We start from the raw sequence: 12,436 nt of genomic DNA, 5'->3' as shown, positions 1-12,436 counted from the left end.
TCCGGTGGCGGCCCGGCTGCAGGTGAAGATCGAGGCCGAAATTGCGGCCCGAACCACGTTCAGGGTGGTGGCGGACGAATTCATCGAGAAGATGGAGCTGGAAGGAAAGGCGGCGGCTACGCTCAAGAAAATGCGTTGGTTCCGGGACGTCCTGCAACCAACGATCGGGCACCGGCCGATCGCCGACATCACGGCGCATGAACTCCTCAAGGCGCTCAAGAGGCTCGAGAGGAAAGGTCATCACGAGTCAGCGATCCGTGCGCGCTCAGTCGTCTGCCGTTTTTACCGATGAGCTTGGGAGACTGACGTATCGCGTTTCTCGCAAATCCTATGATGCGCGGCGTTAGATGTCACCTGACGGCCACGCGCCCCGCGAGTCTCGCCCAGCGACATGAGGCTGCTCGGCTTCGACAAGCTGATCGGCGAACAACCCTGTAGGACGACATTGCGCGCGTCGTTGTCCCGCATGGTGGAATGGGCCCTTATGGCACTCCGCCCATTCTCTTAAGGCAACGGCGCATCCGATATCTCGCAAATGCCAGCTATCTCAGAAAAGGAGGGGACTATGAAGGGTTCAAGGGGCCGTCACATCATATCGCTGCTAGGTTGCGCATGCGGGCTGGCTATCGCCACCGGCGCATCCGCGCAGCAGGCTGAACAAAGCGCGATTGAGCCCACCACGGCGGAAATTGTCGTTACGGCGACCCGGCGCACCGAAACGCTGCAGGAAACGCCCTTGGCTGTCGATGTTGTATCGGGTCAGGACGTTGCCAAGCTCAACCTGTTCGACGTCAAGGAAATTCAGAACGTCGTTCCCGGCCTGACGCTGGAAAATGGCGACGGTCGCAGCAATATTGCGACACTGCGTGGCATTTCGTTCAACCCGGACAGCGGGTCGAGCGACGCGGTGCAGGTTTATTTCAACGAGATCGACGTTGATCCCAACACTTTCTTCAGCGCCATTTATGATATCGGCCAGATCCAGGTGCTGCGAGGGCCCCAGGGTCTGTTCCGCGGCAAGGTTTCGCCCGCCGGCTCCATCGTCATTGGTTCGGCCCGACCGGACCTCAGCAAGCCCACCGGCTATGCGCAGGCGGCGATTAGCGATCTGCATGCCAGCAACTTCCAGGGCGCGGCTTCGGTGCCGATCATCCAGGACAGCCTCGCGATCCGTGGTGCGCTTCTGTACGATCGCAACCGCGCCGGGCAGGTTAAGAACATCGATGGGCGCAAATCCTATAATGAGACGATGAGCGGTCGCCTTTCACTGGCGTGGCAGCCCTCGTCCGATTTCCGCGCGGACCTCGTCTATCAGTATCTTTGGACCGACACACGGCCGTTTCGTGCCGTATTCGGCCCGGGTAACCAGCCGAGCCCGAACGCCTTCTTCCCGCTACGCAGTGGCCCGGCGATCGATATAAATGACCGCCTCGCCGTCAGTGAAGGCGCGTTACGCTTCACCAATGAAACGCATCTCGTCACGCTGAATACCAATTATAATTTCGGTTGGGGTGAATTGGTCTTCAACGGCGGCTATCAGAAGACCCGCCTTGAACAACAGCGAGATCAGGATGAAGGCAATGCGGTTCCAGGTTACGAGCTCAACCAGCATGTCCACACGCCTTATGATCTGTGGACCGCGGAGGTCCGCCTGCAATCTCCCAGCAATTCGCGGCTGACCTGGGCGGTCGCGGCCAACTACGATTATTCGAAGTTCAACGACGTCCGCGTCAGACAGAGCAACGACGCTTTCTTCACAGATCCGTTCGGGGGGATATTCCCCGGGATGACCGGCCCGGGGCCGGTACCGCCGCAGATTTTCGTGTTCCCGGTTGATGTCTCGGTCATCCTGCCAATTCTCAGCAAATCCTATGCCGTGTCCGGCTTGCTGGGATATGAGATCCTCGATGGCGTGACCGTCACCGGCGGTCTGCGTCAGACATGGGGCAAGACCACCCGAGCGCAGCGGCTGATCATCCCGGCTATCGGTCTGGACAGCACCACTCCCAGCGTCGTGAAGCCCAGCGCTCTCACTGGCGGTGCGTCGATCAGCTGGAAGGTCAATCCCGATGTCAATGTCTATGCCAACTACGGCCGATCGTTCCGCCCTGGCGTTGCGGCGACAGGCGTTTCGACGCCGCTCGATCCGCAATATCTTCAGACACCCGACGAAACGTCGGATGGCTTTGAAATCGGTCTGAAGTCCAGCCTGTTCGATCGCAAGGTGACGCTGAACATCGCTGCTTTCTACCAGAAGTTCAAAAATTATGTGGACTTCGCGCCGGCGCTCACGACCAACTCTTCGCGCATCCCCGGCAATGTCGATACGGCTACCGCGCCGCTGCCAACCTATGGCAATGCGATCAGCAAGGGTGTCGAAGTCCAGTTGGGTTTCCAGCCATCGCAGTGGGTAGATTTCAACGTGAATGCCACCTATGCCGATGCGCATTACGACAATGCGCAGCTCTATTGTAATGATTATAATGGTGACGGCATCCCTGACGCGAACGGGACGCCAAGCGTCCCGGGTACCGAGCAGGTCGCAGTCTGCACCCGCAACGACCGCATCGCGGACGTTCCGAAGTTCAGCCTGTCCAGCAACGGCGAAGTCCGCTTCGGCATGGGCTCGCTGACCCCCTTCATCCGGGGCCTGCTATCCTATCGTCCGGGCTTCCATTCGGAAAACAGCAATTACACCTATCGCGACTTCACCAAGATCGACCTTTTTGTCGGTCTGCGTGGCGAGGATCGCTGGGAACTGAACCTGTTCGTGAAGAATCTGCTGGATCAGACCCGCGCGCAGCGCGTGTCGCAGGGCAATTTCCAGGTCGCGACCGGCGCTCTTCCGGGTCTCGAATCCTTCGGCACCATTCCGTTCGATTCGGGCTATCGCCTGGCAACGATCACGTCGCCGCGCGAATTTGGCGCGACTCTTCGCTTTAACTGGTAAGCCACAAAGCGGGGATCGCTTGGCGATCCCCGCTTTGATCCTAGTTGAATGATATCAGGGCGGTCCGTGGCTCCGCTGAGCCCGCGGGCCGCTATTTTTTCGTCAGCCTCAAAGCCACCGGTTGCCGTGCTCCATCCCGCCACAGGCAGAGGCTCTAGGCCGTCACCCCTTACAATCCGCTGGCCAAGCGGTTTATACGTGGTATTACCAGTTGAGGGATCGGGATGGGATGGCTTGATGCACGAGAAAATTGAGACTGTGGCTGCGCCTCGGCTTGCGGGCTTTTGCGTCACGGCTCTCGCGATCCAGGCGTTCGCGACACTCATTACTGTGTTCCTGCCCGAATTTTACGCCAACGCCATGGCCCTGCCGGTCGCCGCCGTCGGCACTGCGTTCATGACGGTGCGTGTGCTTGACCTGCTGATCGATCCAGTGCTGGGCGGCATGATGGACGCGACGCGCAGCCGTTTGGGACGGTATCGGCCATGGCTGGTGGCGAGCGCTCCCATTCTCATGCTGTCAACCTACGCGCTGTTCCAAGCAGAGCGCGGTGTTGGCATGACCTATTTATGGTCATGGCTGTTCGTCGCCTTTTTGGGCTTTTCCATGATCGTATTGTCGCATCTGGCGTGGACGGCAACGCTATCGTCCGATTCCAAGGGCCGCACCCGCATCTTCGCCTGGTGGCAGATATTTGCGACGGCAGGCCAGTTTTCGATCCTTGCCATCCTGCCATTGGTCGCACGCGCCTACCCCGATGATCCGGCGGCAGGGATGCGCGCTGCCGGTTGGGTCATGACGCTGCTTGTTCCCGGTGCGATTATCATGGCGTTATGGGCGGTGCCTGAAAAGCGCGTTTCCGTGGCGCAGGGTCGCATGTCGATCGGGAATTATGTCGCGTTGTTCCGCCAGGGTCCGGTGGTGCGTCTCGTTCTGGCGGACCTGCTGATCGCACTCTCAACTGGTGTCGCCAACGCTGTGGCTCTGTTCTTCTACATGGGCCAGTTGGGCTTCGACCGGGCGACCGCGAGTACGTTGATCCTCATCGCCTATGCCGCAGCCTTTGCCGGAACGCCACTGTTCGCAAAACTTGCGGGGCGGATCGGCAAGGCGCGAGCGCTCCAGGCCGGCGCTTTCCTACAGGCGGTGCTGCAATTGGGCATGGCTATCCAGCCGCCGCAGTCCTTCTGGTTGACGGCGGCCAATGTCGCGGCGCTGGGGCTTTGCATTCCGATCGCTTGGTTCCTTCCCCGGGCGCTGATGGCTGACGTCGCGGACGCTAGTCGGGAGCGCTTCGGCGTCGATCGTACCGGTCTCCTCTATGCGACGTTGAATGGCTCAATGAAGCTGGCGCTCGGGCTTGCGGTCGGCTTGGCCTTCCTACTGCTCGGCTGGTACGAATTCGACCCCGCGCATGCTGGCGACCCCCACAATGCCGGGTTGCTGCGCGCCTTGATCGGTGTGGTGCCGGCGCTGTTTTCATTGGGCGTCGTGCTGTGCATGCTCCGCTATCCCGAAGAAAGGTTACGGGAGGTGTCCAGAATGACCGCCCTGGCCTGAACGCCGCCTCGCCACCAACGACAGCTTCATTCTCCTTCAGGAAAGAAAAATGCCAATGAACCGCCGTGAGATGCTGAAAAGCTCCGCAATCATGATGTTGGGGGCGAGCATGCCTGCGATCGCGAAGTCGGGCGGCATTTGGGGTACGGATGGTATCGGCATTCAGCTCTATGCGCTGGACCCGGATTTGCGGCGAGACCTGCCCGGAACTTTGGATCAGGTCGCCAAGCTGGGCTTCCGCAGCGTGGAAATCGCTTCGATGCATGGTCGTACGGCCGCCCAGATGCGCGCTGCGCTGGACCAGGCGGGGTTGTGCTGCCGCAGCGTCCATGTCGCCGCGTCGTCATCCGTTCCCGGCGCCAGCGGGCTGACCTTTGACGATATGGATAAGCTGGGCGAAGATCTGACGACGCTGGGCGCACGCGAAGCCGTCCTGCCTTTGTTTCAGTTCCCCAAAGACCCGAAATGGGGCGAGCCGGTGCCCTTCTCATCCTTGATGCGTGCCGATGGATCGCCTCTGTCGGCGGCACGCTATGAACAGATGGCCGATTTTCTGAACCAAGCGGGCTCAGCCCTCAAAAAGCATGGCTTTCGCGTTGGTTATCACAACCATAATGTCGAATTCGCGCCCATCGGCGAGAAGACGGGACTGCAGATCCTGCTGGAGCGCACCAATCCCCGGCTGGTCGGCTTCGAGATGGATGTGGGCTGGCTTGTCACGGCGGGTCACGACCCTGTGGCATGGTTACGCAAATATCCTGGCCGGTTCAATCAGATGCACGTCAAGGATATCAAGGCGAGCACACCCGTAAACTTTCACTTGCGGCAAGACCCCGTCGAAGTCGGCGGAGGCAAGATCGACTGGAACAGCATCCTGCCGGTCGCAAGGACCTCGGGGGTCCGCCGCTATTTTGTGGAGCAGGACCCGCCTTTCACCGGACCGCGCATCGATGCGATGGCGCGGAGCCTCGCCTATCTTCGCTCGCTTCCAATCGCGCGCGGCGGCCATTGAGCCAAATCATGATCAAAAGGAGCAAAGTGGCGGTGACACTATCTTCGACCAACCGGAGCGCTGTTCGGGCTGTCCGTGCCCTTTACAAGCCGTTGATGATGGCGTCGCTCGCCGCTGTCAGCTTGGTCCCCGCTCATGCGCAGGACAGCGCGGCTGAGCCGACCCTGTTCGAGGATGTGACGGATACGCACGTTCCGGCGGCAAAATATATTCATGCACTGGATGTGGCTCTGGTGGATGTGGACGGGGATGGCGATCTCGATGCGGCGCTGGCTGTCGAAATGGGGCCGAACCGTCTGTACATCAATGACGGCAAGGGCCAGTTCAGCTGGCGGCAAGGCGCGCTTGGAACCAAGGCGCATGACAGCGAACATGTGCTCTCCGCCGACTTCAACCGCGACGGCTTTCCCGACCTGATCTTCGTTGCGGAGGAGGACCATGCGCATCAGTTGTTCCTGGGTGGAGCGGGCGGTGTCTTCACTGACGCGTCGGATCGGTTGCCCAGCATGAGCGAAGGCAATGGCTTGGCGGTCGGCGACGTGAACGGTGATGGCCTTCCCGATATCGTTATCGGCAATTCGGCGGAGGAGCGACCGGGCAGGCCCCGCGCGTCAGCCCAGGATTTCCTGTGGCTGAACAATCCGGAGAAGCCCGGCACGTTCATCGACGTCACCACCACGCATCTGCCCCGCGATGCGGACGACGCGCAGGACATTGCACTTGCCGATATCGACGGAGACGGCGATCTCGACATGGTCGTCGCCAACGAAAGCCCGCCGAACCGATTGCTTCTGAATGATGGAAAGGGGCATTTTCGTGAAGCGCCCAAGGCTCTGCAACTGTTGATGCCGATGGAAACCCGCGAAGTCCATGTATTCGACGTCGATGGGGACGGGAGGAAGGACATCTTATTCCTAAACCTCACCAGCAATAACAAGGCGTGGGACAAGGATCCGCAAGCCCGTCTGCTGATCAACAAGGGCAGAGCGAAATTCCGCGACGAAACGGCCAAGCGCCTGCCCGCGAACCGCTTTTCCAGCTGGGGGGGCATGCCGATCGACTTCAACCATGACGGCGCGATGGACCTGATTGTCGGCGCGATCGATGTGCCTGGTTTCAAGCCGCTGCAGCTGCGGGCTTATGCAAATAACGGGAAGGGCTATTTTTCTGACGTCACCGCCTCGGTAATCCCTGCTGCAAGCGTCGGGCGTAGCTGGAGCATGGCCAGGGGCGATGTAAACGGCGACGGGAAGGAAGATCTGTTCGTTGGGGCCTGGGGTACGCAGGCGAGGCTGCTGCTTTCAAAGGCGCCTTGAGGATCGCCCAGATCGAATGAGCTTCGTGATGATTGGAACTGGAAAATCCGCGTCGGCGGGGACAGTGGGGATTATTGAGATGGCAGTTGCGGAAACTTTGGCAGCCGACGAACAGGCTATTCCCTTCCGTGAAACGATTGGCTTCGCGAACGATCATGCGGGATTTAACCTGCGCGTTCCCGTGCTCGAACTGCTGAGCCGTCATTGCGGCCGGATCATCGATGTGGGCACTAGGTCGGAAGAGCCGGTGGACTTTCCCGACATCACGCAGCGCGCCGTGCGGGCGATATTGGAAGGCGAGGCGGATCGCGTCATCCTGTTGTGCGGGACCGGCGCGGGGGCGTGCATCGCGGCGAACAAGATCAGGGGCATTCGCGCGGCGGTGGCTCACGACACATATGTTGCGCGGCAGGCCGTGGTGCATGACGATGTCAACGTGCTTTGCATCGGTGCATGGATAACCGGGCCCGAGATCGCACTCGACATCGTGCGGCAATTTTTGGCCGCGCGGTTTAGCGGAGAAGAACATTTTCGCCGTCGTGTCGCCAAACTCGCGCTGTTGGAGGAAGCTCTGGCGACGTCCGGCTCTTCGGACCTGTCTGCCGGATGACGCCGCGGCCTTTCACTGGCTTGAAGGATGGCGGCAAGGTTGTCGTGCTGGGAAGCGTCAATGTCGATCTGATCGTCAGCGCTGTCCGCCTGCCCAAGGCGGGTGAAACGGTGGAAGGCCGCGGCCTTGTGCGCCAACTGGGGGGGAAAGGCGCCAATCAGGCGGTCGGAGCGGTGAGGGCCGGTGCAGCCTGCACCCTGCTGGCCGCGGTCGGATCGGATGCTGAAGGTGCGACGATGACCGCCACGTTGCAAGACTATGGCGTGGACGTAAGTAAAATGATCCCGGTCGGTTCGCCGACCGGGGCGGCACTGGTCGCGACATCTCCACATGACAATCAAATCATCGTAGTGGCTGGCGCAAACAGCAAGGTGGACGCGGGTCTGGCAAAAAGCGTGGAAGTCATGCCGGGCGACATTTGCCTTACTCAGATGGAGACGCCCGTATCGGCAGCGACGGCATTTTTCAACATGGCGCAATCCGCTGGAGCGACCACCGTCCTCAACGCCGCACCTTCCAGCATGGCGGCCAGGGAGCTACTGCCTCTATGCGATATATTGGTGGTCAATGAAGCAGAACTGTTTCTCCTGGCGGGCGCCGATGAAGGACTGAAAGATGCGGCGCTCCTTTCCTACAGGGATCGTATGGGAATGAGCGGCCGCCAGGCGCTGGTCGTGACGATAGGCGCTGACGGATTGGCCATCGTCCGCAGCGGATCGGTGTTGCGCATCCCAGGGCATAACGTTGATGTGATCGATACCACCGGTGCGGGGGACTGCTTTTGCGGCTATTTGGCTGCTGGCCTGGCGCGAGGCGATGATCTTGCAACCGCAGCGATCGAGGCGAACGCGGCAGGCTCCATTGCCGTCCAGACACTGGGCGCCGCTGCTTCCATCCCGAACCGTTCAGCCGTTCTTGAAAGGTTGAGGCAGTGTTCCGCGTAATGCTGTTCCGCCATGTGGAAGCGATGATCGCTTAAGTTGAACGATCGCGAAGACCTGCCACGACGCTGCATATTTGCGCGAGGCAAATTGAGGAGTTTGATTCCATGAAGAAGACCGACGGGCAATCCCGGATGCACATGTGGCGGCTTCTGCTCGCCGCCGGTGCGGCCGGCGCGATTTTGCTACCCTTGGCGTCCATGCCGGCGCGCGCGGCGGAGCAGGAAGCGATTGTCGGCAAGATTGATTATCTGACAGCGCCGTTCCGGCAGGAGCGAATATTGGATTGGGGCAACCGGCCCAACTGGTCGCCCGACGGGCGCAGGATCGTCTTTACCAAGGACGATTTGGTCGACGGCCCCGCCTATGAAATCGACGTGAAGACGAAGAAGGTGCGCTGCCTTACCTGCAAATTCGGCAAGACGCAGTTTGTGACGCGCATATTCTATCTGCCGGACAATAGCTTCCTGATCGAAGCGGCTCCGGGAATGGCTGGTGGCAGCGGCGGTAGCGGCGATGCAGGGCGCACCGAATTGTTCTGGATGCCGAAATCGCTCGGCAAACCGGTGTCGCTGGGTACGGGAGCCATGGGCGACATTGCCATCGCACGCACGCTCAATGCAGACAAGTCGGTCAATGTTGCCTGGTCACGGCCGAGGGACAAGGGCCTGCAACTCGTCAAGGCGAAGTTGAAGAATGATGGCCGCACTGCGCAATTTTCCGACATTGAGCTGCTATATGATTATAAGATCGGTCAGCCGGGCGAGACGAGTTTCCCCGAAGCCTATGAGTTCATCGACGGCGGTCGCGCCGTAATGTTCTGGACGATCGAGCCCAGGACCGTGGACAGTGAAATGTACAAGGTCGATGTCGCGAGCAAGGCGGTCAGCAAAGTCTACGCAACGTCAGCGCATAATGAGACGCACCTCTTCCCCGATGAGCGTTACGGCCTGGAGGAGTCCAATTATGCATCCGATCCCGATGGGCCGTATCGCGGCGTCAGCGGGCTTGGCAAAAGCGGCGTCGAAATGGTTCTGCAGATGAAGGGCGTCGCCAATGCGAAGGAAGTGGCCGCCGCCAATTCGGATAAGGGCTTCGACATCTTCGTCGTCACCATGGATGGCAAGTCGCGGCGGCCGCTGACGAACATCAGCCCGTCGGGTGCGCAAGCGCATCAGTCGATCGTCTCGCCCGACGGCAGGCAGATCGCCTTTGCCATCAAGGGGTCGAAGGATGGCGCTTCGCCCTACCCCGTCGGCCTGTATGTGGGTACGTTCGGCAAATGAGGAGAGGGTGGGGCAGTCGAACTGTTCCCACCGTCAGATCCATACCGGCATCCTAGCGGCGCAACACATCTGTTCCACTATGCGGAATAGAGGCGCGACATCATTGTCGATTGCCGATCAAGCCCTCAAATATTTAATGGGCCGAAAGGTAGAAAGGGGAGCTGCAAAGGCTGAGGCCCCTCACTGACACGGCCCGACGACAAAATCCTTTTGTCAAAAATGGGGGTAGGGGATGCTTGGGCACAGTTCCAAAAGACTTGCGCTTTTATTGATGGCGAGCGCCGCTGCGTGCGTCAGCACTGCGGGTTGGGCGCAACCGGATATACCGTCCGACAATGAAAAGGCTCTTCCGGCGGACATCATCGTTACGGCGGGCAAGCGGGAAGAAAAGCTAAAGGATGTTCCCATGGCGGTCGATGTCGCCACCGGGGAGCAGATCGAGAAATTCAACCTGTTCGATTTCAAGGATGTGCCCGCCCTGGCGCCGGGCCTTCAGATCGCGAACACATCGGGCCGCGTCAGCATCGCGACATTGCGCGGCATTTCATTCAACCCCGACATCGGCGGTCCGGCGGCCGTAGCCGTTTATTATAATGAAGTGCCTGTCGATATTCAGACCGTGACGACGGCAATTTACGACATCGGCCAGGTAGAAGTATTGCGCGGACCACAGGGAACCTTGCGAGGGCGCACCGCTCCTGCGGGCGCGATCACACTCACGACGAGGCGGGCCGATCTCGACGCTGCCGACGGCTATCTGCAGGCCACGGTCACTAACAAACATGCGCGCAATTTCCAGATTGCGGCCTCGACGCCGCTCATCGAAAACAAATTGGCCCTTCGCATCGCCGCACTGGTCGATCGCAATCGCGTCAACCATGTCTATAATATCAACCGCGATGAATGGTCGAACCAGGAAACCGAGAGCGTCCGCGCCACTCTTTCTTTCGCGCCGACTGAGCGGCTGCGCGGCAACATCATGTATCAATACCTGGAAAGCGATCTGGTGCAGAACCGCGCGGTTATGGGCACGGGTAATCGCCCCAGCCTGTTCTCGCCATTTGTGACTGGCCCGGCGATCAGCGCATCGGATCGCCTAGCCGTTCATGAAGGGCAGTCCTTTTACACAAATCGCACTCACCTTGTCACGGCCGACGCGTCCTTCGACTTGGGTAGTCATTTGATTTCGGTGCTAGGGGGTTATCAATATAGCAACCTAAATTCCCGTACAGATCAAGATGTTGGCAATGCGGTGCAGGGATATGACCAAGTCTTGACCGTTCCTAATCCCACTCATGTCTATACAGCGGAAGCGCGCATCGCATCCGCATTTGAAGGGATGTTCAACTATACGCTTGGCGTCTTCTACAACAAGACCACCTCGCATAGCCTTTCATCGATCCGCGTAGACAGCTTCTTCGCCAATCGTGTTCCGAACACGCCGTTCCCGGCCAGCATGTTCTCGCTGCCTTTGCTGGCTGTCGTGGATATCGACAATAACACGACCGACCTCGCCTTCTTCGGTCAGACGCGGCTGCAACTGACCGACAAGCTGAGGGTCGAACTGGGCGCGCGCTACACCCGGGTGTCGGCAACGGCGCAAAGCTTTCTGGAGGTGACGACGACAGGTGGCGTGGGAATACCCGTACCGGCGGGGGTGATTGTGCCGCGCGCGGCGACCGTCGATCCCGATTTCGTAACGCAAATCAATCATCCGCTGACCGGGACAGCTAGCATCAGCTATGACTGGACGCCAGATGTAACGACCTACGTCACTTATGGCCGTTCCTATCGGCGTGGATCGGCCCAACTTGGCGTGAACTCGCCATTGTCGTCCGATCTTCTCGTGCTGGACCCTGAGCGTTCCGATGCGGTCGAGGCCGGTTTGAAGGCACAACTGTTCAATCGGCGCGTGTCGCTCAACCTGGCCGCCTTTTATCAGAAGTTCGACGGCTTCGTCGGCCTTGTGACCGCTCCGACATCTTCGGCGAGAAACGGTGTCATCGACGGGTCGGCCAATTCGATCAGCTTTAACGGCGATGCCATATCCAAGGGCGTCGAGATGCAATTCGACGCACGCCCCATCGACGATTGGGACATTTCAATAAACGCATCCTATGCCAATTCCCATTATGATAACGCGCTCGTTCCGTGCCGTGACTCCAATGGCGACGGCATCCCGGATACAGCAGGGCAGCCCGCAGTGCCGATCGGACAACAAGTGGCGGTCTGCCAGACGAACGATCGCTTGGCGAATATTCCGCGTTTTGCACTAAGCGCGAACAGCGAACTCCGCTTCTCGGTCGGCAGTTTGCAGCCATTTTTCCGCGGATTGGTGAATTACCGGCCCGGTTTCTATTCGGAGACGGCTGACTATCGGTACAAGGCGATCACGAATGTCAATCTGTTCGCTGGTATTCGCTCGCCTGACGCTGGGTGGGAACTTACGGCTTTTGTGAAGAACCTGTTCAACACGACGCAGATAACCAGTGCGTCCAGCGCTGAACTGCAGGTCGCAACGCGGTTCCTGGTCCCCGGTCCGGCAGGCAATCCTGCGCCTTTCCGTTCGGGATATACCGCGGTGTCGGTCAATCCCCCGCGCGAGTTCGGCCTGACCGCAAACTACCGTTTCTAAGGGGGAGTGGCGTCTGGAGTAATCCGGGCGCCACTGAACTGAAATCGTTCACATCAGAATTTGAGCCAAAGAAAAGGCCTCCTTCCCTCATTGAGAGAAGGAGGCCTTTTCCTTGGCTGTAGCGGG

8 protein-coding genes and 1 pseudogene are annotated in these 12,436 nt (G+C 59.5%); all 9 read left to right on the top strand.

Annotation, left to right across the window (positions count from 1 at the left end):
• A pseudogene (locus tag ACFC3J_RS16075) lies at positions 1 to 292 on the top strand (integrase); the annotation flags it as partial.
• 273 nt (positions 293 to 565) lie between these two features.
• On the top strand, positions 566 to 2,950 hold the full coding sequence (locus tag ACFC3J_RS16070) for a TonB-dependent receptor (protein ID WP_375197126.1): 2,385 nt from the start codon (positions 566 to 568) through the stop codon (positions 2,948 to 2,950).
• A gap of 237 nt (positions 2,951 to 3,187) precedes the next feature.
• Complete coding sequence (locus ACFC3J_RS16065) at positions 3,188 to 4,510, top strand: MFS transporter (protein ID WP_375197125.1); 1,323 nt, start codon at positions 3,188 to 3,190, stop codon at positions 4,508 to 4,510.
• A gap of 109 nt (positions 4,511 to 4,619) precedes the next feature.
• Positions 4,620 to 5,522 carry a sugar phosphate isomerase/epimerase family protein gene (locus ACFC3J_RS16060; protein WP_375197124.1) on the top strand — a complete coding sequence of 301 codons (903 nt, stop codon included), beginning with the start codon at positions 4,620 to 4,622 and terminating at the stop codon, positions 5,520 to 5,522.
• An 8-nt stretch (positions 5,523 to 5,530) separates the two neighbouring features.
• Positions 5,531 to 6,838 carry an FG-GAP repeat domain-containing protein gene (locus ACFC3J_RS16055; RefSeq protein WP_375197123.1) on the top strand — a complete coding sequence of 436 codons (1,308 nt, stop codon included), beginning with the start codon at positions 5,531 to 5,533 and terminating at the stop codon, positions 6,836 to 6,838.
• Between the two features lie 16 nt (positions 6,839 to 6,854).
• On the top strand, positions 6,855 to 7,448 hold the full coding sequence (locus tag ACFC3J_RS16050) for an RpiB/LacA/LacB family sugar-phosphate isomerase (protein WP_375197122.1): 594 nt from the start codon (positions 6,855 to 6,857) through the stop codon (positions 7,446 to 7,448).
• Positions 7,445 to 8,392: a ribokinase gene (locus ACFC3J_RS16045; protein ID WP_375197121.1), complete on the top strand. Its 948-nt coding sequence runs from the start codon at positions 7,445 to 7,447 to the stop codon at positions 8,390 to 8,392. The genes ACFC3J_RS16050 and ACFC3J_RS16045 overlap by 4 nt, the downstream gene beginning before the upstream one ends.
• A 104-nt stretch (positions 8,393 to 8,496) precedes the next feature.
• The gene (locus ACFC3J_RS16040; RefSeq protein ID WP_375197120.1) at positions 8,497 to 9,675 is read left to right on the top strand and encodes a hypothetical protein; all 1,179 of its coding nucleotides are present in this window, start codon (positions 8,497 to 8,499) and stop codon (positions 9,673 to 9,675) included.
• 271 nt (positions 9,676 to 9,946) lie between these two features.
• Positions 9,947 to 12,310 (top strand): TonB-dependent receptor, encoded by a 2,364-nt coding sequence (locus tag ACFC3J_RS16035; RefSeq protein WP_375197119.1) that lies wholly within the window; start codon positions 9,947 to 9,949, stop codon positions 12,308 to 12,310.
• The last annotated feature ends 126 nt before the right edge of the window (positions 12,311 to 12,436 follow it).

Origin of the sequence: Sphingobium sp. (assembly GCF_041987595.1) — a bacterium.
GTDB lineage: Bacteria > Pseudomonadota > Alphaproteobacteria > Sphingomonadales > Sphingomonadaceae > Sphingobium.
This window is presented reverse-complemented; position numbering and strand designations above follow the sequence as displayed.

Excerpts from the sequence above, each read along its gene's own strand:
- ACFC3J_RS16070 (WP_375197126.1), top strand. The coding sequence starts at position 566 with ATGAAGGGTTCAAGGGGCCGTCACATCATATCGCTGCTAGGTTGCGCA.
- ACFC3J_RS16055 (WP_375197123.1), top strand. The coding sequence starts at position 5,531 with ATGATCAAAAGGAGCAAAGTGGCGGTGACACTATCTTCGACCAACCGG.
- ACFC3J_RS16065 (WP_375197125.1), top strand. The coding sequence starts at position 3,188 with ATGCACGAGAAAATTGAGACTGTGGCTGCGCCTCGGCTTGCGGGCTTT.
- ACFC3J_RS16050 (WP_375197122.1), top strand. The coding sequence starts at position 6,855 with ATGAGCTTCGTGATGATTGGAACTGGAAAATCCGCGTCGGCGGGGACA.
- ACFC3J_RS16045 (WP_375197121.1), top strand. The coding sequence starts at position 7,445 with ATGACGCCGCGGCCTTTCACTGGCTTGAAGGATGGCGGCAAGGTTGTC.
- ACFC3J_RS16040 (WP_375197120.1), top strand. The coding sequence starts at position 8,497 with ATGAAGAAGACCGACGGGCAATCCCGGATGCACATGTGGCGGCTTCTG.
- ACFC3J_RS16035 (WP_375197119.1), top strand. The coding sequence starts at position 9,947 with ATGGCGAGCGCCGCTGCGTGCGTCAGCACTGCGGGTTGGGCGCAACCG.
- ACFC3J_RS16060 (WP_375197124.1), top strand. The coding sequence starts at position 4,620 with ATGCCTGCGATCGCGAAGTCGGGCGGCATTTGGGGTACGGATGGTATC.